The following is a 19,810-nucleotide window of genomic DNA, read 5'->3' as shown; positions in this document are numbered from 1 at the left end:
CAGGGCGAGATTCATGTCTGTAACGATGCTTTTCATAACGATCCTTGTGCTCGCCCTGCTCGGTTACTTGCTTGGCCGGGCCAATGCTTCCGGTCTCAAGGCTTCCGGTAACGCACTTCACTCGATCCCGCCCTATCACGGGTACTATGTGGCACTCTGGTGTGGTCTTCCGGCTCTCCTTCTCATTCTCGTCTGGCAGGCGGCGCAAGGCAGCGTTGTCGACCAGTTGCTCATCGCGAGCCTGCCCGGTCACCTGACCGACGGTGTTTCGCCCGCGCGCATCTCGCTGATGCTGGGCGAAATCAAGAATGTCGCGGCAGGACGCGTTTTCGGTACGCCGGAACAGGCGATCATAGAAGCGGCCGAGACATACAAAACCTTCCAAAACACAGCGGGATATGCACTCGTCGTCTGCGGCCTCTCCGCCGCGGTGGCGGGTATAGCCTTTGCCCGCGCGCGTCTTTCGCCGGAGTTTCGCGCTCGTAATCGTGTGGATGGGATTCTTCGAGGCCTGCTGATCCTGTCTTCCATCATTGCCATTCTCACCACGCTCGGAATCATTCTCTCTCTCGTCATTGAGAGCCTCGCCTTTTTTGCACGCGTGCCCGTTTTCTCCTTCCTCTTCGGAATGGAATGGAGCCCGCAAATGGCGATGCGGTCCGATCAGATCGCGGCCGAAGGCGCATTCGGCGCGGTACCGGTGTTCTGGGGCACGATCTTCATCAGCGCCATCGCGATGTTTGTTGCGTTGCCGGTCGGCCTTTTCTCGGCGATCTATCTTGTTGAATATGCCGACAAGCGAATTCGCTCCGCGGTGAAGCCGCTTCTGGAGGTTCTTGCCGGCATTCCGACCATCGTTTACGGCTTCTTCGCGGTGCTGACGGTGGCGCCCTTTATTCGCGAGTTCGGCATGTCCATGGGTCTGGATGTCGCCTCGAACAGCGCGCTCGCCGCTGGCGGGGTCATGGGCATCATGTTGATCCCGTTCATCTCTTCATTTTCGGACGATGCGATTTCCGCGGTACCTCAGTCGATGCGTGACGGTGCTTATGCGCTCGGCGCGACCAAGGCGGAGACAATTCGCCAGGTGTTGCTGCCGGCGGCACTCCCCGGCATCGTCGGTGGCGTTCTGCTTGCGACAAGCCGCGCTATTGGCGAGACCATGATCGTCGTGATGGCCGCCGGGCTCACGGCCACCCTGACCGCAAATCCGCTCGAAGGCGTAACCACGGTTACCGTGCAGATCGTTACGCTTCTGATCGGCGATACAGAATTCGACAGTCCAAAAACGCTCGCCGCCTTCGGCCTCGGGCTTGTTCTTTTCATCTCGACCCTGGCGCTCAATATCGTCGCGCTCCAGGTCGTCAAGCGCTATCGGGAACGCTATGAGTGATACGACCGCAAGACCGGGCGAACCGAAACGCGGCGTCTGGTATGAGCCGGATGCTAAGCTGAGGCGGCGGCATGCTGCCGACAAGCGTCTCCGTGCCTACGGCATCGCAGCGATTGTATTCGCTCTCGCAATGCTGGCGACATTGGTCGGTACCATCGCGATCACCGCGGCACCTGCCGTAACGCAGACCATGGTGACGCTTGAAGTGGTGGTGCCGGAAGGGGCGGTCGACCCGACGGATCCGCGCGGCGGCAGCTATCAGAAGATACTGAACGAATCGATCGCCCGCATTTTTCCTGATGTCGATGCGCCGCGCGAGTTGAGAGAGTTGCGTCAGCTCTTCAGCAATGGCGGACAATATGCGCTTCGCGACAAGGTGGTGGCCGATCCTTCCCTGATCGGACGCACATTCGAAGTCACCTTTCCGCTTTCGGATATCGGCGACCAGCTCCACAAGGGCGTCATCGACCGCGATCTGCCGCCCGACTACCGTCGCGTCAGCGATACGCAGATCGGCTGGTATGATCGCCTCGTCGAACAGGGTCGCATTTCCGCGCCGCTCAACTGGGGCATGATCTTCAATGCCGATAGCCGCTTCCCGGAACTCGCCGGATTGTGGGGTGCGCTCATCGGCTCCTTCTATGCGCTGCTCATATGCTTCATCGTAAGCTTCCCCGTCGGCATTGCCGCTGCTGTCTACCTTGAGGAATTTGCGCCGAAGAACCGCTTCACCGATATCATCGAGGTCAATATCAACAACCTGGCGGCCGTTCCTTCCATCGTGTTCGGTCTTCTCGGTCTTGCTGTGTTTCTCAACTTCTTTGGCATGCCGCGCTCTGCTCCCATTGTTGGCGGTCTCGTCCTCTCGCTGATGACGCTGCCGACGATTATCATTGCCACGCGCGCCGCGCTGAAGGCTGTTCCCCCCTCGATCCGCGAAGCGGCCATCGGTGTTGGCGCTTCGAAGATGCAGACGGTCGGCCACCATGTTCTGCCGCTCGCCATGCCCGGCATTCTGACGGGCACGATCATCGGCCTGGCTCAGGCGCTTGGTGAGACAGCCCCGTTGCTTCTGATCGGCATGAACGCGTTCATCACGGCCGCCCCGGACAGCATGTTCAATCCCTCGACCGCCTTGCCGACCCAGATTTACATCTGGGCCGACAGCCCGGAGCGAGGTTTTACCTCGCGCACCTCGGCGGCCATCATCGTTCTGCTTGGGTTCCTTGTTTGCATGAACGCAATCGCGATTTACATGCGCAAACGTTTTGAAAGAAGGTGGTGACATGACAACCCTGGATGCCACTGAAGTGTCAGGAATGATTATGAACAAGACAGCCGAAGAAGCGGGAGCGCTGGCAAAAGCGGCCGCGTCCGCGCAAGCCGGACATGAAACCAAGATCGCGGCGACCAACGTCTCGGTCTTCTACGGTGAAAAGCAGGCGCTCTTCGACGTCTCAATCGATATTCCCGCGCGTCAGGTCATGGCATTCATCGGGCCTTCGGGGTGCGGCAAGTCCACTTTCCTGCGTTGCATCAACAGGATGAACGATACGATCGACATCTGCAGCGTGACGGGCACCATCGAGATCGACGGGGCGAACATCTATGACCCGAAGATAGACCCGGTGCTTCTGCGCGCGCGGGTGGGGATGGTGTTCCAGAAGCCGAACCCATTTCCAAAGTCGATCTATGATAACATCGCCTATGGGCCTCGTATTCACGGCGTGGCGAAGAACGGTTCGGCGATGGATGAGATCGTCGAGACGAGTCTCTCCCGCGCGGGTCTCTGGAAAGAGGTCAAGGACCGTCTGAATGAGCCCGGTACGGGCCTTTCGGGCGGTCAGCAACAGCGGCTTTGTATCGCCCGTGCCATCGCGGTTAATCCCGATGTCATCCTGATGGACGAGCCTTGTTCGGCTCTCGATCCGATCGCAACGGCCAAGGTCGAAGAGCTGATCGACGAACTCAGGCAGCATTACACCATCGTCATCGTGACGCATTCCATGCAGCAGGCGGCGCGCGTGTCGCAGAAGGCGGCATTCTTCCATCTCGGCAATCTGATCGAGGTCGACGAGACGGAAAAGATGTTCACCAATCCGACCGACAAACGCACACAGGATTACATCACCGGCCGCTTCGGCTGACCGCTCCCATGCGAGCAAAAGGAGATTTGGGTGTGACCCAGCATACGGTTAAATCCTTCCAGGAAGAGCTCGATACGCTCTCTGCGAATATTGCCCAGATGGGCGGGCTCACCGAAGCCCAGCTCTCCGCGGCCATCGAAGCAGTCGTTCGACGCGACACGCAACTTGCCGAGCGCACGATCCTCGAGGATCAGCGTATCGATTTGCTGGAGGCGGAAATCGAGGCGCACGCCATTCGCATGATCGCGCTGCGCCAGCCCATGGCCACGGATCTGCGTGAGGCGATTGCGGCGATCAAGATTTCGATCGACCTGGAGCGTATCGGCGACCTTGCAAAGAACATTGCGAAGCGCGCCATCGTTCTTCAAAGCGATTTCGAAGGTGCGAACCGCCTTATTCAGGGCATTTCCCGAATGGGCCGTCTTGCCCAGCGCCAGCTCAAGCATGTGCTCGATGCCTATTCGAGCCGGGAGGCACAGGCCGCGATGGAGGTATGGCGCGACGACGAGGAAATCGACGCGATGTACAACTCCGTCTTTCGCGAACTTCTTACCTACATGATGGAGGACCCTCGGACGATCGGGGTCTCCACGCATCTTCTTTTTGTTGCGAAAAACATCGAACGGATCGGCGACCATGCGACGAATATCGCCGAGACGGTCAGCTATCTCGTCACCGGCGAATGGGTGAGCGACGAGCGCCCGAAGAGCGACACGACCAGCACGACAGCGGTAGAGACCGGTAGTTAGAGGAGGCACCTTCGCCATGGGAATAACGCTTGCCCGTCGCGGCGAACAAGGTCAGGCTTCAGTAGAGAGCTTGGAAAAGATTCGGACCGTTGCCGGCGATACGGAAGCGGCACCGTCCGATCGCAGTCAATTCGATCGCAGAATGAAACCGACCGTTATGATCGTCGAGGACGAAGAGGCGCTGCTGACGCTCCTTCAGTACAATCTCGACAAGGAAGGCTACAAGGTTCTCGCCGCTGCGGACGGCGAGGAGGCGGATTTGATGATTCGCGAAACGACACCGGATCTCATCCTGTTGGACTGGATGTTACCCGGTCTCTCCGGCATAGAGCTTTGCCGGCGCCTTCGCGGCCGGGCAGAGACCCGTAATGTTCCGATCATCATGATTACCGCTCGCGGCGAGGAAACGGATCGAATCCGTGGCCTCGACATCGGTGCAGATGACTACGTAACGAAGCCTTTCTCTATGACGGAGCTCCTTGCCCGTATCCGGGCGGTGATGCGGCGCATACGCCCCGCCCTCACCGAGGATCTCGTCACCTTCGGCGACATTGTTCTCGACAGGGCGGCGCATCGTGTGAGGCGCGGCGACCGTGAGGTTCGCCTCGGGCCGACGGAATATCGCCTCCTTGATCACCTGATCCAGTATCCGGGGCGTGTTTTCAGCCGCGAACAGCTGCTTGATGCCGTCTGGGGGTCGGATGTCTATGTTGAGGCGCGCACGGTCGATGTCCATGTCGGGCGCCTTCGCAAGGCGCTCAGCATCAAGGGCGAGAAGGATCCGATCCGTACTGTCCGCTCGGCGGGCTATTCGCTGGACGAACAATTTCACAGCTGACGGTACCCGCAAGGGTTTATGTCCTGACCTCACGCAAAGGAAAACCGGCAACCACATTCTGTGGATGCCGGTTCCTTCCCCTCGAGTGCCCCCGGGCTCGCCCCCGGAAAACCCTGATTGATCTGCTCTAGCTGACCAGACGTTCCTTGCGCATGCGATCACGCTCCCGATTCCGCCTTGCCTGTGCAGGCTGATAGGCCATTCGCGCATGCTCTGTGCAGTAGGGGGCGCCGTGCTCGGCGCCGCGACCGCAGAAATGGAAACCCGGACGTCCCGGATCACCGATCGGCCATTTGCAGGTATGTTCTGTGAGGGTAAGCACCGTGGCACGCTGCACAGGTTCGAGACCGCGCTCTTCGGCCTGCGAGGATTCGGATTTCTGTGCGCTCTGGTTCTGCGCCTGTTCCTCCTCGCGCGGTTCCGCCGTCAACGGGTCGGGACGGCCGCGCACAAGCGTACGGGGTGCCTGAGGCCGCGCACGGGCAGGACGGCTCGGCATGGCGCGCCCGGACAGGCCCAGGCGATGCACCTTGCCAATCACGGCATTGCGGGTCACGCCGCCGAGTTGCTTGGCAACCTGGCTGGCGCTCAGGCCTTCGGCCCAGAGCTTCTTCAGCAGTTCCACGCGTTCATCGGTCCACATGATCTTACCTTCCCCTTCGGGGCCTCCTCCGGCCCGGTTGGATGCCCGGAATTCCGCCTGATTCCGGCATCACCTACGAAACCAGCCATGTACCCGGCACATGTGGAACCTCACGGGCACCACTAGATTTCGTAGGCATTAACGAAGAATATACAATATCCGGGGGCAAAATCGCAACATGCGCGCACGGCAGAAGGGGGCTTATCCACAGAAAAGAGCGGAGAACAGCGGCATTTCCCGCTTGTACCCGCGCTTTTGCGGCCTCACATGGGGAAAGCCCGTATATCGATGGCGGGCTCGTCCTCATTGCCCGCCGCGCCACTCTGGCGTATGCCTCGGCACCCCGCCGAAATAAGCCGAACTAACAACGAGACAGTCCATGAGCTTCACTCCCTATCCGCAGGAAGGCACTCGCCGCTTCGGTGCAGTCAACTGGCTGGGCGTCTGGACGCTCTATGTGAAAGAGGTTCGCCGTTTCTGGAAGGTGATGACGCAGACGGTCGCGGCGCCGGTCATTACGACGCTGCTCTATCTTGCGATTTTTGCGCTCGCCATCGGCAAGTTCCGGCCCGATGTGCATGGTGTCCCTTTCATCGAGTTTCTGGCGCCGGGCCTTGTCATGATGACGATGATCCAGAATTCCTTCGCCAACACTTCTTCCTCGATCCTGATTTCCAAGATCCAGGGCAATATCGTCGATGTGCTGATGCCACCGCTTTCGGCCGGTGAGCTGAATGTCGGCATTGCGATGGCTGGTGTCACGCGCGGTGTCGTCTGTGGCTGCGTCACGACGCTTGCCATGCTTCCCTTCGTGCATATGGGGGCCGCCCATATCTGGGCGATTGTCTTCTATGCGGTAGGCGCATCGCTGATGCTGTCGTTGCTGGGGATGCTGGGTGGCATCTGGTCGGAAAAATTCGACCATCTGCAGGCGGTAACGAACTTCGTCATTCTGCCGCTCACTTTCCTGTCGGGCACCTTCTATTCGGTGACGCAGCTGCCCGACTTTGCCCACAACCTGACCAAGTGGAACCCGGTTTTCTATCTGATCGACGGCTTCCGTTATGGCGTTACGGGCCATGCGGACGGTTCGATTGCGACCGGCATCGCCATCGTCGTGGGCGTCAACGCGCTGCTCTGGACGGTCTGCCACGTGCTTTTTCGTACCGGCTATCGCCTGAAGGCCTGAGAAGGGCCAAAATCAGCCTTCAGAAGGCCTGTATCGGTGCGTATGCGCGTGATTGACAGACTTGGTTCCTCGCCCTAATACTCCTTTGCTTCTCGAACTGCCGCCCCTTGCAGGCGGCATTTTCTATTGGGCGCCCGGTCAAGGGACCGGCGAGGAGCCCCCGAAAGGGGCCAAAAGGGTGTGATCGTTATGATCCTGAGCGGGAAACGACGAGGCTGATAGCGAAGTGGCCGGGGCGCGACGAGTGCCCGGGCCTTGCAGGAAACTGCTGTCTCGCCGGACCGTCGGAGCCCCGCCGCCGCAAGGAAACCCCCGCGGCATTCTCTCCGTCATTCCGTGAACAGCATTGCTCAGGATTTTATGAGAAGGACTGACTCCCGTGATTACGCCTGTTCTGCCGACCTATGCGCGGGCCGATCTTGAATTTGAAAGGGGCGAAGGCCCCTACCTGGTGACTGCGAAGGGCGAGCGCTATCTCGACTTCGGTGCCGGCATCGCCGTCAACGCTTTCGGCCATGCCCATCCCCGGCTTATCGCTGCCTTGATGGAGCAGGCACAGAAGGTCTGGCACACCTCGAACATCTACCGCGTTCCCGGCCAGGAAAAGCTCGCCCGCATGCTTGTCGAAGCGACATTTGCCGACACCGTCTTCTTCACCAATTCGGGGGCGGAAGCTCTCGAATGCGCGATCAAGATGGCGCGCAAATACCACGCCGCAGGCGGCGCGCCTGAGCGCTACGAACTCATCACGATGGAAGGTGCTTTCCACGGACGCACACTGGCGACCATCGCGGCTGGCGGCCAGAAGAAATATCTCGAAGGCTTCGGTCCGGCGATGCCCGGATTCCCGCAAGTCCCCTTCGGTGATTTGAACGCCCTCAAGGCTGCGATTGGTCCGGCGACGGCAGGCATTCTGATCGAGCCGATCCAGGGCGAGGGCGGCATCCGCGTGATCCCCAATGAGATGCTGCGAGATATCCGGGAGCTCTGCGACGAGGCGGGCATCCTTCTTGTCCTCGACGAAGTGCAGACGGGCGTTGGCCGTACTGGCAAGCTCTTCGCTCATGAACTTGCGGGCATCGCGCCGGACATCATGGCCATTGCAAAGGCGTTGGGCGGCGGCTTTCCCGTCGGTGCTTGCCTGGCAACGGAAGAGGCGGCGCGCGGCATGACGGCGGGCACGCACGGCTCGACCTTTGGCGGCAATCCGCTGGCGATGGCGGTTGCGAGTGCGGTCATGGAGATGGTGCTCGATGAGAATTTTCTTCCGCATGTGAACATGCTGGGCCTGAAACTCCGTCAGAAACTCGCCATGCTCGCGGATCAATATCCACGGGTGATCGAGGGGGTGCGTGGCGAAGGTCTGATGCTCGGCATCAAGTGCAAGGTTGTGAATACCGATCTGGTTGCGGCCTTGCGCGCGGAACACATGCTGACTGTCGGCGCAGGCGACAATGTCGTGCGCCTTCTGCCGCCACTCAACATTGAAGAGAAGCATCTCGAAGAGGCACTCGAAAAGCTGGGCAATGCCTGTGCGAAAATCGACGCAGGCCTTGAGGAAGAAGCTTCCGCCTCGGGAGCAAAGTCATGAGCACTCGGCATTTTCTCGATCTCGATGAGGTCTCGCCGGCGGATATTCGGACGATTCTTGAAAGCTCCAGGCAGCGCAAATCCGCGCGCATCGGTCTGGGGCATGCAGAGCCCGACGCGGACAAGCCGCTCAAGGGCAAGCTTCTCGCAATGATCTTCGAAAAGCCCTCGACGCGCACACGCGTTTCCTTCGATGTCGCCATGCGCCAGCTTGGCGGCGAGACGCTGCTGTTGAATGGCAACGATACGCAGCTCGGGCGCGGCGAGACCATCGCCGACACGGCACGCGTACTCTCGCGCTATGTCGACGCGATCATGATCCGCACGACAGACCACAAGCATCTGCTGGAGCTTGCGGAATACGCGAGTGTGCCGGTTATCAACGGCCTGACAGATCGCTCCCATCCGTGCCAATTGATGGCGGATGTCATGACCTTTGAGGAACATAAGGGGCCGGTTGCAGGGCGCCGTATCGCCTGGGTTGGCGACGGCAACAACATGGTAACGTCCTGGATTCATGCCGCGACGCAGCTCGATTTCGAGTTGCGGCTCGCATGCCCCCCGGAACTGGCGCCGAGTGCCGAAGCGCTTGCATGGGCAAAAAGCCGAAAGGCGAATGTCGTGCTGACGACCGACCCGTATGAAGCGGTCAAGGATGTGGACTGCGTCAACGCGGATACCTGGGTCTCCATGGGTGACAGTGAAGAGACGGCCGCTCGCCGCCATAATCTTCTTGCACCCTATCAGGTGAACGAGCGTCTGATGACGGCGGCGGGCAAGGAAGCGATCTTCATGCACTGCCTGCCTGCGCATCGCGGCGAGGAGGTGACGGCGGATGTGATCGATGGTCCGTCTTCCGTGGTCTTCGACGAGGCGGAAAACAGGCTGCACGCGCAAAAGGGCGTCCTCGCCTGGTGCTTTCAGTAATATTGGCGGGCAGAACCGGGAGTCTTCGTGAGCAGTTCAATCGGTGTCGCTATTGACGATCTCGTCCAGCCGTTCCAGATCGAGGGTCTGGGCATTCGCGGGCGGGTCGTCCGCCTCGGACCGCTGGTCGACCGTGTGCTGACTTCGCATGCCTATCCCGAACCCGTATCGCGGCTTCTCGGTGAGGCGCTGGCGTTGACGGCCATGATCGGCTCCGCGCTGAAGTTCGACGGCCGTTTCATCTTGCAGACGCAGGGCGATGGTCCGGTCAGCATGCTTGTCGCGGACTATGAAGCGCCAGGGAAAATTCGCGGTTATGCGATGATGAACGCCGAGCGGGTCGCCGAGGCAATCGAGGCGGGCCGCACCGAGCCGGCCGATCTGATGGGGAGCGGACATCTCGCGCTTACGATCGATCAGGGTCCGGACATGGCGCCGTACCAGGGGATCGTCGCGCTCCATCCAGACGGTCTCAGCCATAGCGCACATGAATATTTTGCGAATTCGGAGCAGGTGGCGACCCGCATCCGCCTTGCTGCCGGTCCTTTCTATCATCGCGAAGAAACGGGGCCGGAAAAGAACTGGCGCGCGGGCGCCATCATGATCCAGCACATAGCGCGGGATGGTGGCCTGACCGGCTACCGCGAGGGCGATGATGACGAGCGTCCCTATACGGATGAGGAGGAGGCATGGAACCGCGCCTCGATCCTGCTCGCCACGGTGGAAGATCACGAATTGCTCGATCCCGAGATCGAGCCCACCCGGCTTCTTTTCCGCTTGTTCCACGAGGATGGTGTACGTGCCTATGACCCCTCTCCTGTCGAGTTTTCCTGTCATTGCTCGCGTGATCGCATGAGTTCCGTTCTACGCTCTTTCGGCGGTCATGAAATCGACGAAATGGCGCAAGAAGGTATCATTACCGTGACCTGCGAATTCTGCAGCGAGGTCTACATTTTCGAGCCCGCCGAGTTGAAGGAAGGGCTGAATTGAAAGAGGCACGAAATTGACTCGTACCGAAAGCCGGCACTCTTTTTTCCTGCGCATCTTTTCAGTCGTGTTTCTTCTGCCGCTGCTCGCGGCATGTGCGGGCGATCCGCCCGCTGCAAATGTGCCGCAATCCGTTTCTTTCGAGGCACGGCCTGCCTTCCGCATTCCGGTTGCCTTTGTCGCCGTCGACAGCCATTTCACCTCTTCCGGGCGCGCTCCTTATGTCGAGCATCTGCACAATGTCTCGCCCGAGACGATTGCGCGCTCATGGGCGCAGGCGCGCCTCGTCGCCACGGGCGGTTCGGGCACGGCGTCGCTCGCCATTCTGGATGGGACAGTGATCTCCGAGCAGCTCGACAAGAAGGGCGGTCTCACCGGCGTCTTCGGCGATCAGCTCGACACGCGGCTGAAGGCGCGCCTCAAGGCACGCTTGACCATCGAGAAGCCCGACGCCGAAGGAAACCCCGCATCATGGACCGCCAATGTAGACGCCACCGCGGAACGCACCATTCTGGAAAGCGCGAGCCTCAATGAGCGCGATGAGGCCTATGCGGCTTTGATGCAGAGCCTTGCCCGGCAATTCGACGCCGCGCTTACCGCCGAAGTCGAACGCAGCATGGGCCCGGTACTGCGCTAGCCCTCTGCGCAAAAAAAAGGAAAACGCAGGGCCTTCATCCCGCGCTTAGATCGATCGCCCGGAGACGTGGTCAACGAGCCGCTTCATGAATTTTTCGCATTCCGCAAGCTGCGAGAGCTCGACAAACTCGTCGGGCTTGTGCGCCTGTGCGATGTCGCCCGGCCCGCAGATGACGGTCGGAATATCCGCAAGCTGAAAAAGCCCGGCTTCCGTATTGTAGGAGACCGCTTCGGCCGAATTGCACTGCGCGAGCTTCATGACGAGCGTCTCGCCCGGATCGCCGTCAAGTGCCGCCAGTCCCGGCGATTGCGCGCGCGTGATCGTTTCGATTTTTGCGCCGGCAAAGACCTTGCGCATGCGCGGCAGCACATCCTCTTCCGCGAAGGCGTTGAAACGGTCGATGATCTCCGAGGGGGACGCGTCGGGCAGGGGGCGATACTCCCAGACGAAGGAACAGCTCTTCGGAATGATGTTGAGGGCCGTACCGCCCTTGATGGTGCCGATATTGATCGTCGTATAGGGCGGGCTGAACCGGCTGGAGGGATCGCCGTTCTCGCGCATTTCCTCCGCAAGCCTCATCAGGAAAGAGATCAGTTCAACGGCATACTGGATGGCACTGACGCCGAGATGCGTCTGGCTCGAATGGAATTCGAGACCGGTAACGGTCGTGCTGTAGGACTGAATGCCTTTATGCGCGTTGACGACCTTCATCGAGGAGGGCTCGCCGACAATCACGACCTGAGGGCGCGGCAGGCTGCGCACAATGCTTTCGATCATGGGGCGGACGCCGAGGCAGCCCACTTCCTCGTCATAGGAAAGCGCAAGATGGACCGGCACCTTTGGTCCGTCCTTCAGGAATTCGGGAACATAGGCAAGCGCGAGAGCGATGAAGCTCTTCATGTCACTGGTGCCGCGTCCGAAAAGTTTGCCGTCGCGCTCGACAACGCCGAAGGGATCGCTCGACCAGTCCTGCCCCTCCACCGGTACGACATCCGTGTGGCCCGAAAGGACGATCCCGCCTGCCTGGGTGTCGTCGCCAAGCGTAGCGAACAGATTGGCTTTGGTCCCCTCCTCGTTCATCACGCGCCGGGATGAGACGCCGTGGCTCGCAAGGTAGGTCTCCACGAATTCGATCAGTTCGAGATTGGAGAGGTGGCTCGTCGTGTCGAACGAGATGAGCTTTTCGATCATCTCTCTGGGTGAGAAGATTTGCGGCTTGGCCATGAGATCTGTGTTCCGGCAGGAAGAGGGGACGCTTTGAAAGCGTACATCATCCTAAACCGGAGCAGGCCGGGATGCGAGGCGTGTGAAATATCCTAGTGCAGCATTCGCAGGGCATGCGGGCTGTCGAGCGAGAAGGCGGGGATATCGACCTCGAAAGTCTCGCCCTCGTCCGTTTCCATCTCGTAATTCCCGAACATGATGCCGGAGGGCTCGCCGAGCGGTGTGCCGCTCGTATATTCATACCTCTCGCCGGGCTTGAGCACCGGCTGCTCGCCCACCACGCCGGGCCCGCGCACCTCGTGCACATAGCCGCTGGCATCGGTGATTTTCCAGTACCGCGCGCGCAACTTCACCGTCTCACGGCCACGATTTTCAATCGTGACGTGATATGCCCAGACGTAATAATCCTGCTCGGGCTCGGATTGGTCCTCAAGATAGGTCGGCTCGACCAGAATATTGATGGACCGTGTTATGGCGCTGTACATCGGGCGATCCTTGCGCGAGAGCGTCGGTGGTGCGGGACAAGGCCTTCCTGGCCAGGCCCTGCAGGGTTACGTGCCGCATGGACCTTCCGGCAAGCGCCGCAAAGCCCGTCCCCCGCAGAATGCCGACACTAGCGGACACCCTCTAACTTCCTGTTAATAGCGGCGTTTTCAGGGCACAGGGTTAACGCTTTATGCGAGCGCCTGTTCCATGTCCTCGATGAGGTCCGCGGAATCTTCCAGCCCCACTGAAAGACGCAACAATCCTTCCCTGATGCCAAGCTCCTCGCGGACTTCCGGGGTAAGCCTTTGATGGGTCGTCGTCGCGGGATGTGTAATGAGGCTTTTCGAGTCGCCGAGATTGTTCGAAATCTTCACTACCTGCAGTGCATTGGAGAAGCGGAAGGCGCCAGCCTTGCCACCCCTTACCTCGAAGGCGACGATATTGCCGCCCGCTTCCATCTGGCTCATGGCCAGATCGTGCTGGGGATGGCTTGGCAGGCCCGGATAGAAGACACGCCCGATCCCCTTGTGGCCTTCAAGGAAGCGGGCTACGGCCTCTGCGTTTCTCGCATGCTCGCGCACACGCAGGTCGAGTGTTTCGAGGCTCTTCAGCATCACCCAGGCGTTGAACGGGCTGAGGCTCGGTCCGGTCTGGCGCAGGAAATTCGCAAGATAGTCCGAAATGAACTGCTGATCGGCGAGAACCACGCCGCCGAGGCAACGGCCTTGCCCGTCTATGTGCTTGGTTGCCGAATAGACGACCACATCCGCGCCCAGTTCCATCGGCCGCTGCAGCGTCGGCGTGGCAAAGACATTGTCGATGACGAGCTTGGCGCCCGCCGCATGGGCGATGTCCGCAACTGCCTTGATATCGATGATTTCAAGCGTCGGGTTGGATGGGGTCTCAAGGAAGAGGATTTTGGTGTTTGGCTGTACGGCGTTCTTCCAGGCGTCGATGTCGCGCCCGTCGACAAGCGTCGAGGTGACCCCGAAGCGCGGCAACAGGTCTTCCACGATGTAGCGGCAGGAGCCGAACAGGGCGCGCGAGGAAAGAACATGGTCGCCCGCCTTCAGATAGCAGAGCATGGCCGAGGTAACCGCCGCCATGCCTGTCGCTGTCGCGCGGGCATCTTCTGCACCTTCAAGTGCGGCCATGCGTTCCTCGAAGGCCCGCACTGTCGGATTGGAGAAGCGGCTGTAGACGAAACCCGGCTCCTCGTTCTTGAAGCGTCGTTCGGCGGCCTCCATCGAATCGTAGACATAGCCCGAGGTGAGGAACAGGGCCTCGCTTGTTTCGCCGAAAGCTGTGCGGTTCGTGCCGCCATGAACGGCTTCTGTCCGGGGCCGCAGCGTTCGGCCGTCTCGTGTCGTCTTGCTCATCTGGGCTACCCCATAAAAAAACCCCGACCGTGTGGGATCGGGGCTCGCGTCCCGACCTTTTTAGCGAGTTGTTTAACGTGGCCGCAAGCCGGTCGGCTCAAATCACCACGGGATCGGGCGCATTTAAGGGGGAGGGGGTGCCCCCGTCAAGGCTCGATTCGCGTTCTGACACCTTGCAGGCCTTTCCCCGCCACGCCGCGCCAACTATAAACGAGGCTGAAAAAGACAAGGCGGGCAAGGCCTCGCCGCTCCCAGGGCCCCGGATTCCATGACAAAAGCGGCGGACGATCTCTTCCCCCATCACGATGACGAGCCGCGGCGCGTTGGCCCCGGCCAGTTGCATACGACGGGGATTCTGCCCTCGCACGGCATCCAGACGCTGATCCGCGAGAAGGAGATCTGGGGAGGGCACGAAATCGACCCGGGCCAGATTCAGCCCGCAAGCCTCGATCTCCGGCTCGGTGCGACTGCCTACCGCCTCCGCGCCTCCTTCCTGCCGGGCCCGGAAAGCGGCGTGATGGAGCGTGTCGAGGAGCTGATGCTCCACAAGATCGACCTCACCGAAGGCGCGGTGCTTGAAACCGGCTGCGTCTATCTCGTGCCCCTCGTTGAAGCGCTGGCATTGTCGGAGCGGACCTCCGCCTCCGCCAATCCGAAGAGTTCGACCGGACGCCTGGATGTCTTCACGCGGCTCATCACTGATTTTTCGAGCGAGTTCGACCAAGTGGCCGCCGGCTACAAGGGCCACCTCTATCTCGAGATCAGCCCGCGCACTTTCCCCATTCTGGTCAGGCCCGGATCGCGCCTCGCACAGATCAGGTTCCGTCGTGGCACGCACACCTGCACCGATGCGGAAATGAAGCGCCTGCACGAGGAGGTGAAGCTCGTCGATGGCGAGGCCGATATCGATGGCGGCATTGCGCTGACCGTCAATCTCGCAACGGAAGCCGAAGACGAAATTGTCGGCTACCGCGCAAAGCGCCATTCCGGTGTCGTCGATATCGACAAGGTGGATGCCTATGACGTGCGCGACTTCTGGGATCCCGTGCATGTCCGCCCCGGGAAGGGACTTATTCTGGACCCGGATGAATTCTATATTCTTGCCTCCACCGAGGCGTTGCACATTCCCGCGACACATGCGGGCGAGATGGTGCCTTACAATCCGCTCGTTGGTGAATTTCGCGTCCACTATGCCGGCTTCTTCGATCCGGGCTTCGGCGCGCGCGAGGCGGGCGGGGCGGGCAGCCGTATTGTCCTTGAAGTGCGCTCGCATGACGTGCCTTTCATCATCGAGCACGGCCAGATCATTGGCCGCTTCGTGCTGGAGCGCCTGACGGACCGGCCTTCCGTTCTCTACGGCTCGGGCCTCGGATCGAATTATCAGCGCCAGGGCCTCAAGCTTTCGAAGCACTTCCGGGCGAGCTGAGCGCCGTAATGCGCAGTTTCTTCCGCCTCGCTCTCGCCTTTGCCCTGCTCGTCGCTTGTGACATCGCGGGCCGCCTGATCGTGTGGGGGCTGTCGCTGCCCGTACCGGGAACGGTTGTCGGCATCCTGATTCTGCTCGCCGGGCTTGTGGCGCTGCGCCGTGTGCCGGCGCCATTGAAAGAGACCGCGGAGTTTCTGCTCGCTCATCTCAATTTCTTCTACATTCCGGCGGGTGTCGGCGTGATCGGCTACGCGGCCCTCCTTGCCGGCGACCTCTGGCCCATCGTTGCGGCGCTTTTCGCGAGCACGTTTCTCGCAATGATCGCGGCGGGTTTCGCTTTTCAATTCGTGTCCCGGCTCATGCGCGAAAAAGGCGGCGGCGCATGAGCGATATCGGCATCCAGCTCATCTATTGGGACCGCGTTCTGGAGGCGGGCTTCTGGATTCTTGTCACGCTTTTCTTCTATTACTTTGCGCTGCGTATCCAGCAGGCGCTTCACGGCTCGCCGCTCGCAAACCCCGTACTTCTCGCGTCGGCCCCGATTATCGGTCTTCTCTGGGGCGCAGATATCTGGGTCGGCGACTATCAGCAAGGCGGGCAGGCGCTCATCTGGCTGCTGGGTCCGGCAACAGTCGGACTTGCCGTTCCGCTCTATCGCAATTTTTCGCGCGTCCGCTCCGCCCTGGTCCCGATGGCCGTCTCGCTCGTCGTCGGGTCGGCGGTCGCGGTTCTCTCGGCCGTGCTGATCGGAGATGCGATGGGGGCGAGCGTCGAGACGATCCGCTCCCTCGCGCCGAAATCCGTGACGACGCCCATCGCGATGGGCATCGCCGATGCAATCGGCGGCTATCCGTCTCTCGCCGCTGCCTTCGTTATCGTCACAGGCATCATCGGCGCGGTTTTCGGGGCGATGATCTTCAACGCCTTCGGTATTCGCGATGCGCGGGCGCGCGGCTTTGCGATGGGAGTTGCCGCGCATGGCATAGGCACAGCGCGCGCCTTTCAGGAAGATGAGGTCTCGGGAACGTTCTCCGGCGTTGCGATGGCCCTGAACGGGATCGTGACCGCCCTCATCCTGCCGTTGCTCTGGCTCGCCTTTTCCTAGGCTGAACAGCTCGCGCCGCCGAGCACACAAAACGTCGCACAATGGCGATGGTTGAGCTTCACCGGCATCAGGCTTTCGCGGATCGTTCGTCCCATCTCGAATTGCGGATCGTCCGGGAGCAGCGTACAGGCGACGATAGCAGGCGCCGGTGCCCCCTTGCGCTTCACCGCCATGCGGCTCGTCGCGCACATCATGCTCGCGGCATCCTTGTGCAGAATGTCCCAGCAGGCCGTGGTGATTTCCGGCACGTCCGCCTTTTCATCCATCTCCGGGAAGAGCACGAGAGTGGCAGGGTCTGCGGTCGCAATCTCAATATTCTCGCGCGCGAAAAGCGCCGCATAGCCCGCGCGCTCCTCTGCTTCAGGCTCTCCAGAGATGGTGCGTCCTGCAATGGAAAGAGAGAAGCCGTTGGTGGAAAGCCAGCACAGGCCTTCCATCGCCTTCGCAAAACTTCCCGCGCCGCGCTCCGCATCGTGCAGGGCCCGCGTGTGATGATCGAGGCTCACGCGAAATTTCAGCGCGTCGCCGAACTTGTCTCGAAGCGCAAGCAGTCCCTGCTTCACCTTCGGCCGCATCATCGGCTGCATGGCATTGGTGAGGATGAGCACCTCATGCCCGCGCGTGAGAGCATCTTCTCCCATCTCCAGTATGTCCGGGTTCATGAAGGGTTCGCCGCCTGTGAAGCCGATTTCCGGCAATCGTCCGCCATCTTCGGCGGCAAGCACGGCTGCTTCGTCGTAAAGCTGCGCGGCATCCGCCGCTGTAAAATAGGTAAGCCGGTCTTCCGTCGGGCTCGAATGGATGTAGCAATTCGCGCATTCGATGTTGCAGAGCGTACCGGTATTGATCCAGAGCGTTTCAAGGCGCCGAAAGGATACAGAAGCGCGCGGCTCACCCTTGGCGGTCACATCGGGATGACTGAATTTGAGAGATGTTGTGTGGTTCATGACCCCGAAGCTAATCGCAGGGCGCCGCCTTCGCCATTCACAAATCCGGGAGGATTGGTAGTCTCGCGTCACTGGAAAAAAGGAGCGGCGATGCAGCGGGAACTGACAAGAGGCGATCTTCTGGATGAAAACGGCCATCTCATAGAAAAGGGATGGGCCCGCAGCGAAATGCGCCGCTACAGCCGCGCCGCCATAGGCGCGCCCTGGTATCGCATCAAGGAGTGGGACTACTACTGTGCGCTGGCGGGGCAATATGGCCTTTCCTGCGTGGTTGCGGACAATGGCTATATGGGCCTTCTCGGCGTCACCTGGCTCGATTTTGAAAAGCCGAAGGCAACCGAGGAAAGCATCGTCACGCCCTTTCCGCGCGGCCGGATGAAGCTCCCGGAAAGCGCGGATGCAGGCGACATCGTCCAGCACCATCCGAAAATCGGCATGGCGTTCCGGCATGAGACGGGCGGGCGCCGTCTTTCCATCGATTGCCCGGATTTCGGCAAGGGCAGGGGCCTCAAGGCCGATCTCTTCCTTGAGCAGCCGCCCATGGACCGCATGGTGATCGCAACGCCCTTCGCCAATGCGCCCCGCGCTTTCTATTACAACCAGAAGATCAACTGCATGCCGGTCACCGGCAGCGTCTCCGTCGGCGGCGAGAAATTTGCGTTCGAGCCGTCTTCCGCCTTCGGTGTGCTGGACTGGGGTCGCGGCGTCTGGACCTATGACAATGTCTGGTACTGGGGCTCGGCTTCCGGCCTCGCGGATGGCAAGCCCGTCGGCTTCAATATCGGCTATGGCTTCGGCGACACCTCGGCGGCTACGGAGAACATGATCTTTTTCGAGGGCAGGGCGCACAAGTTCGATGAGGTGACCTTCCATATCCCGCCAGACACATTCGACGGCGCTCCCTGGTCCTTCACCAGCAATGACGGTCGCTTCGAAATGCGTTTCGAGCCGATCATCGATCGCCACAGCGCCGTCGACCTGAAGCTGATACGTTCGATCCAGCATCAGGTTTTCGGCCGTTTTTCCGGCACGGTCGTCCTTGACGACGGACGCCGGATCGAGGTGAAGGAACTCCTGGGCTTTGCCGAGGAGGTCCGCAACCGCTGGTAGCCTCTTGCGGAAACGCCGCCGAGAACGTAACTAGTTCGAGCCGGGCGGGTGTAGCTCAATGGTAGAGCAGAAGCTTCCCAAGCTTACGACGAGGGTTCGATTCCCTTCACCCGCTCCAGTCCTCCTCTTGTAAAGTCGCCGCCGCAGACGGCTTCTCAATCGCGCCCCTGACCGGCGCACGACAAGTGTCATCGCATGGTCCAAACGGATCATGCGGCTTCCTCCCCGTTAAGGCAGTCTTCATGGGAGAAGGCGATCCTCACGGAACGGGACGAGGAGGGGAAGATGCTGGTTCTGCGACATGCCGCTGCGGGCGCGCTCGGGCTTCTGCTCGGCACATTCCTGTTCTTTTTGATCGCGGCGGGCGTCATCCTCGCCTGAACGGTTCCTCCAGGGCATGTTTATTGCGGCATACCCGGCATGCGCCCGCTCTGGATCATGTCCGGCAGCCCGGCGGGCATGGTCATCGGCGTGACACCATCAGGCAGCTTGAAGAGCGACGCATCCTGCGGACCGCGTTTCAAATCTTCGAGCGTCATCGAAAATGGGCCCTGCGGGCTGCTCCCCTCGACCTTCACCGGAATACCGTCATCGGTGAGCCAGACCATCGTCTCAGTGTTCCGGTTCTGCTCGTTTGCCGCAATCCGGTAACGCTTTGTCTGCTCGCCGTTGACGACGTCGGTCCCCGCTTCTTCCGCTTCAATACCTGTGAATATCTCGCTCACACCGTATTTCGCGGCGTCGGCTGTGTTCACGCTCATCGCCATGTTCATGTCCGGCATGTAGAGATAGGCGCGTCCCGATTTGTGTTGCAGGATTGAAATCTGACGCATCCCCTGAACGGTCATTTCCCAGCGCTCGTTCTGGTCCTGCGCATAGACCTTGCCGGAAATCTCGTTTCCGCCGGCATTCACGATGCGCGTCGCGCTATATCCGCTCTGTGGTGGCGTCAGGACGGCCGCCCATGCGGAGCCCGCAATGGATAGCGCGAACACGGTGAAAAGCACGATACGCATCTGAAATACTCCCGGCG

At 60.5% G+C, this 19,810-nt stretch carries 20 protein-coding genes, 1 tRNA gene and 1 riboswitch; of the genes, 15 read left to right on the top strand and 6 right to left on the bottom strand.

What is annotated here, in order from left to right; all coding sequences use genetic code 11:
- The first annotated feature begins 13 nt into the window (after nucleotides 1-13).
- The 5 genes from pstC to phoB all read left to right on the top strand — a co-directional run bounded on the left by pstC (nucleotide 14) and on the right by phoB (nucleotide 5,127).
- Entirely contained in the window at nucleotides 14-1,393 is a 1,380-nt protein-coding gene (gene pstC / locus ABJO61_RS09425) for a phosphate ABC transporter permease subunit PstC (protein WP_348324003.1), read from the top strand.
- Entirely contained in the window at nucleotides 1,386-2,678 is a 1,293-nt protein-coding gene (gene pstA, locus ABJO61_RS09420) for a phosphate ABC transporter permease PstA (protein ID WP_348324005.1), read from the top strand. The genes pstC and pstA overlap by 8 nt, the downstream gene beginning before the upstream one ends.
- A 40-nt stretch (nucleotides 2,679-2,718) precedes the next feature.
- Nucleotides 2,719-3,540: a phosphate ABC transporter ATP-binding protein PstB gene (gene pstB / locus ABJO61_RS09415; RefSeq protein ID WP_348324007.1), complete on the top strand. Its 822-nt coding sequence runs from the start codon at nucleotides 2,719-2,721 to the stop codon at nucleotides 3,538-3,540.
- Between the two features lie 32 nt (nucleotides 3,541-3,572).
- Complete coding sequence (gene phoU, locus ABJO61_RS09410) at nucleotides 3,573-4,289, top strand: phosphate signaling complex protein PhoU (protein ID WP_348324009.1); 717 nt, start codon at nucleotides 3,573-3,575, stop codon at nucleotides 4,287-4,289.
- A gap of 142 nt (nucleotides 4,290-4,431) precedes the next feature.
- Nucleotides 4,432-5,127 (top strand): phosphate regulon transcriptional regulator PhoB, encoded by a 696-nt coding sequence (phoB, locus tag ABJO61_RS09405; protein ID WP_293335652.1) that lies wholly within the window; start codon nucleotides 4,432-4,434, stop codon nucleotides 5,125-5,127.
- A 127-nt stretch (nucleotides 5,128-5,254) separates the two neighbouring features.
- Here phoB and ABJO61_RS09400 read toward each other — a convergent pair whose 3' ends face one another.
- Nucleotides 5,255-5,770, bottom strand: a complete 516-nt coding sequence (locus tag ABJO61_RS09400) for a GcrA family cell cycle regulator (RefSeq protein WP_348324011.1) — start codon at nucleotides 5,768-5,770, stop codon at nucleotides 5,255-5,257.
- A gap of 379 nt (nucleotides 5,771-6,149) precedes the next feature.
- On the opposite strand from ABJO61_RS09400, the gene ABJO61_RS09395 reads away from it, so the two are divergent.
- From ABJO61_RS09395 to ABJO61_RS09375, 5 genes are all read left to right on the top strand, one after another.
- Entirely contained in the window at nucleotides 6,150-6,959 is an 810-nt protein-coding gene (locus tag ABJO61_RS09395; RefSeq protein ID WP_348324013.1) for an ABC transporter permease, read from the top strand.
- A 379-nt stretch (nucleotides 6,960-7,338) separates the two neighbouring features.
- Nucleotides 7,339-8,550, top strand: coding sequence for an aspartate aminotransferase family protein (locus tag ABJO61_RS09390; protein WP_348324015.1), 1,212 nt, complete (start codon nucleotides 7,339-7,341; stop codon nucleotides 8,548-8,550).
- Nucleotides 8,547-9,476 (top strand): ornithine carbamoyltransferase, encoded by a 930-nt coding sequence (gene argF / locus ABJO61_RS09385; protein WP_348324017.1) that lies wholly within the window; start codon nucleotides 8,547-8,549, stop codon nucleotides 9,474-9,476. The genes ABJO61_RS09390 and argF overlap by 4 nt, the downstream gene beginning before the upstream one ends.
- 27 nt (nucleotides 9,477-9,503) lie before the next feature.
- Entirely contained in the window at nucleotides 9,504-10,466 is a 963-nt protein-coding gene (locus ABJO61_RS09380) for an Hsp33 family molecular chaperone (RefSeq protein WP_348324019.1), read from the top strand.
- 13 nt (nucleotides 10,467-10,479) lie between these two features.
- Entirely contained in the window at nucleotides 10,480-11,100 is a 621-nt protein-coding gene (locus ABJO61_RS09375; protein ID WP_348324021.1) for a hypothetical protein, read from the top strand.
- A 45-nt stretch (nucleotides 11,101-11,145) separates the two neighbouring features.
- Here ABJO61_RS09375 and argE read toward each other — a convergent pair whose 3' ends face one another.
- The 3 genes from argE to metZ form a co-directional block, all read right to left on the bottom strand.
- Nucleotides 11,146-12,324: an acetylornithine deacetylase gene (argE, locus tag ABJO61_RS09370; protein WP_348324023.1), complete on the bottom strand. Its 1,179-nt coding sequence runs from the start codon at nucleotides 12,322-12,324 to the stop codon at nucleotides 11,146-11,148.
- A 92-nt stretch (nucleotides 12,325-12,416) separates the two neighbouring features.
- A complete protein-coding gene (gene apaG / locus ABJO61_RS09365) occupies nucleotides 12,417-12,809 on the bottom strand; it encodes a Co2+/Mg2+ efflux protein ApaG (protein ID WP_348324025.1) in 393 nt (130 codons plus the stop codon).
- Nucleotides 12,810-12,998: 189 nt separating this feature from the next.
- Entirely contained in the window at nucleotides 12,999-14,189 is a 1,191-nt protein-coding gene (metZ, locus tag ABJO61_RS09360) for an O-succinylhomoserine sulfhydrylase (protein ID WP_348324027.1), read from the bottom strand.
- Nucleotides 14,190-14,228: 39 nt separating this feature from the next.
- Nucleotides 14,229-14,308: riboswitch (SAM riboswitch) on the bottom strand.
- A gap of 149 nt (nucleotides 14,309-14,457) precedes the next feature.
- On the opposite strand from metZ, the gene ABJO61_RS09355 reads away from it, so the two are divergent.
- From ABJO61_RS09355 to ABJO61_RS09345, 3 genes are read left to right on the top strand one after another with little or no spacing between them, the layout of a single operon-like run.
- Nucleotides 14,458-15,615, top strand: a complete 1,158-nt coding sequence (locus ABJO61_RS09355; RefSeq protein ID WP_348324029.1) for a 2'-deoxycytidine 5'-triphosphate deaminase — start codon at nucleotides 14,458-14,460, stop codon at nucleotides 15,613-15,615.
- Nucleotides 15,616-15,623: 8 nt separating this feature from the next.
- Nucleotides 15,624-16,001 carry a CidA/LrgA family protein gene (locus ABJO61_RS09350; RefSeq protein WP_348324031.1) on the top strand — a complete coding sequence of 126 codons (378 nt, stop codon included), beginning with the start codon at nucleotides 15,624-15,626 and terminating at the stop codon, nucleotides 15,999-16,001.
- Nucleotides 15,998-16,720 carry an LrgB family protein gene (locus ABJO61_RS09345; protein ID WP_348324033.1) on the top strand — a complete coding sequence of 241 codons (723 nt, stop codon included), beginning with the start codon at nucleotides 15,998-16,000 and terminating at the stop codon, nucleotides 16,718-16,720. Before ABJO61_RS09350 ends, ABJO61_RS09345 begins: the two co-directional genes overlap by 4 nt.
- On the opposite strand, the gene ABJO61_RS09340 is transcribed toward ABJO61_RS09345, so the two are convergent.
- Entirely contained in the window at nucleotides 16,717-17,667 is a 951-nt protein-coding gene (locus ABJO61_RS09340; RefSeq protein ID WP_348324035.1) for a radical SAM protein, read from the bottom strand. The genes ABJO61_RS09345 and ABJO61_RS09340 overlap by 4 nt on opposite strands.
- A 90-nt stretch (nucleotides 17,668-17,757) precedes the next feature.
- Between ABJO61_RS09340 and ABJO61_RS09335 the strand changes: the two genes are divergently transcribed.
- Both ABJO61_RS09335 and ABJO61_RS09330 read left to right on the top strand, forming a co-directional pair.
- Entirely contained in the window at nucleotides 17,758-18,777 is a 1,020-nt protein-coding gene (locus ABJO61_RS09335) for a DUF2804 domain-containing protein (protein ID WP_348324037.1), read from the top strand.
- 44 nt (nucleotides 18,778-18,821) lie between these two features.
- Nucleotides 18,822-18,895, top strand: a tRNA-Gly gene (locus ABJO61_RS09330).
- 283 nt (nucleotides 18,896-19,178) lie between these two features.
- Here the strand turns inward: ABJO61_RS09330 and ABJO61_RS09325 are convergent.
- A complete protein-coding gene (locus ABJO61_RS09325) occupies nucleotides 19,179-19,793 on the bottom strand; it encodes a hypothetical protein (protein ID WP_348324039.1) in 615 nt (204 codons plus the stop codon).
- Nucleotides 19,794-19,810: the final 17 nt, after the last annotated feature.

Origin of the sequence: Parvibaculum sp. (genome assembly GCF_039973015.1) — a bacterium.
Taxonomy (GTDB): Bacteria; Pseudomonadota; Alphaproteobacteria; order Parvibaculales; family Parvibaculaceae; genus Parvibaculum.
The sequence above is the reverse complement of the archived record's forward strand: the minus strand, read 5'-3'. Positions and strand labels throughout refer to the sequence as shown.

Bases quoted from the DNA above. Each gene is read 5' to 3' on its own strand.
- pstC (WP_348324003.1), top strand. From the start codon at position 14: ATGTCTGTAACGATGCTTTTCATAACGATCCTTGTGCTCGCCCTGCTC.
- pstA (WP_348324005.1), top strand. From the start codon at position 1,386: ATGAGTGATACGACCGCAAGACCGGGCGAACCGAAACGCGGCGTCTGG.
- pstB (WP_348324007.1), top strand. From the start codon at position 2,719: ATGAACAAGACAGCCGAAGAAGCGGGAGCGCTGGCAAAAGCGGCCGCG.
- phoB (WP_293335652.1), top strand. From the start codon at position 4,432: ATGAAACCGACCGTTATGATCGTCGAGGACGAAGAGGCGCTGCTGACG.
- ABJO61_RS09400 (WP_348324011.1), bottom strand. From the start codon at position 5,770: ATGTGGACCGATGAACGCGTGGAACTGCTGAAGAAGCTCTGGGCCGAA.
- ABJO61_RS09395 (WP_348324013.1), top strand. From the start codon at position 6,150: ATGAGCTTCACTCCCTATCCGCAGGAAGGCACTCGCCGCTTCGGTGCA.
- argF (WP_348324017.1), top strand. From the start codon at position 8,547: ATGAGCACTCGGCATTTTCTCGATCTCGATGAGGTCTCGCCGGCGGAT.
- argE (WP_348324023.1), bottom strand. From the start codon at position 12,324: ATGGCCAAGCCGCAAATCTTCTCACCCAGAGAGATGATCGAAAAGCTC.
- apaG (WP_348324025.1), bottom strand. From the start codon at position 12,809: ATGTACAGCGCCATAACACGGTCCATCAATATTCTGGTCGAGCCGACC.
- metZ (WP_348324027.1), bottom strand. From the start codon at position 14,189: ATGAGCAAGACGACACGAGACGGCCGAACGCTGCGGCCCCGGACAGAA.
- ABJO61_RS09355 (WP_348324029.1), top strand. From the start codon at position 14,458: ATGACAAAAGCGGCGGACGATCTCTTCCCCCATCACGATGACGAGCCG.
- ABJO61_RS09350 (WP_348324031.1), top strand. From the start codon at position 15,624: ATGCGCAGTTTCTTCCGCCTCGCTCTCGCCTTTGCCCTGCTCGTCGCT.
- ABJO61_RS09345 (WP_348324033.1), top strand. From the start codon at position 15,998: ATGAGCGATATCGGCATCCAGCTCATCTATTGGGACCGCGTTCTGGAG.
- ABJO61_RS09340 (WP_348324035.1), bottom strand. From the start codon at position 17,667: ATGAACCACACAACATCTCTCAAATTCAGTCATCCCGATGTGACCGCC.
- ABJO61_RS09335 (WP_348324037.1), top strand. From the start codon at position 17,758: ATGCAGCGGGAACTGACAAGAGGCGATCTTCTGGATGAAAACGGCCAT.
- ABJO61_RS09325 (WP_348324039.1), bottom strand. From the start codon at position 19,793: ATGCGTATCGTGCTTTTCACCGTGTTCGCGCTATCCATTGCGGGCTCC.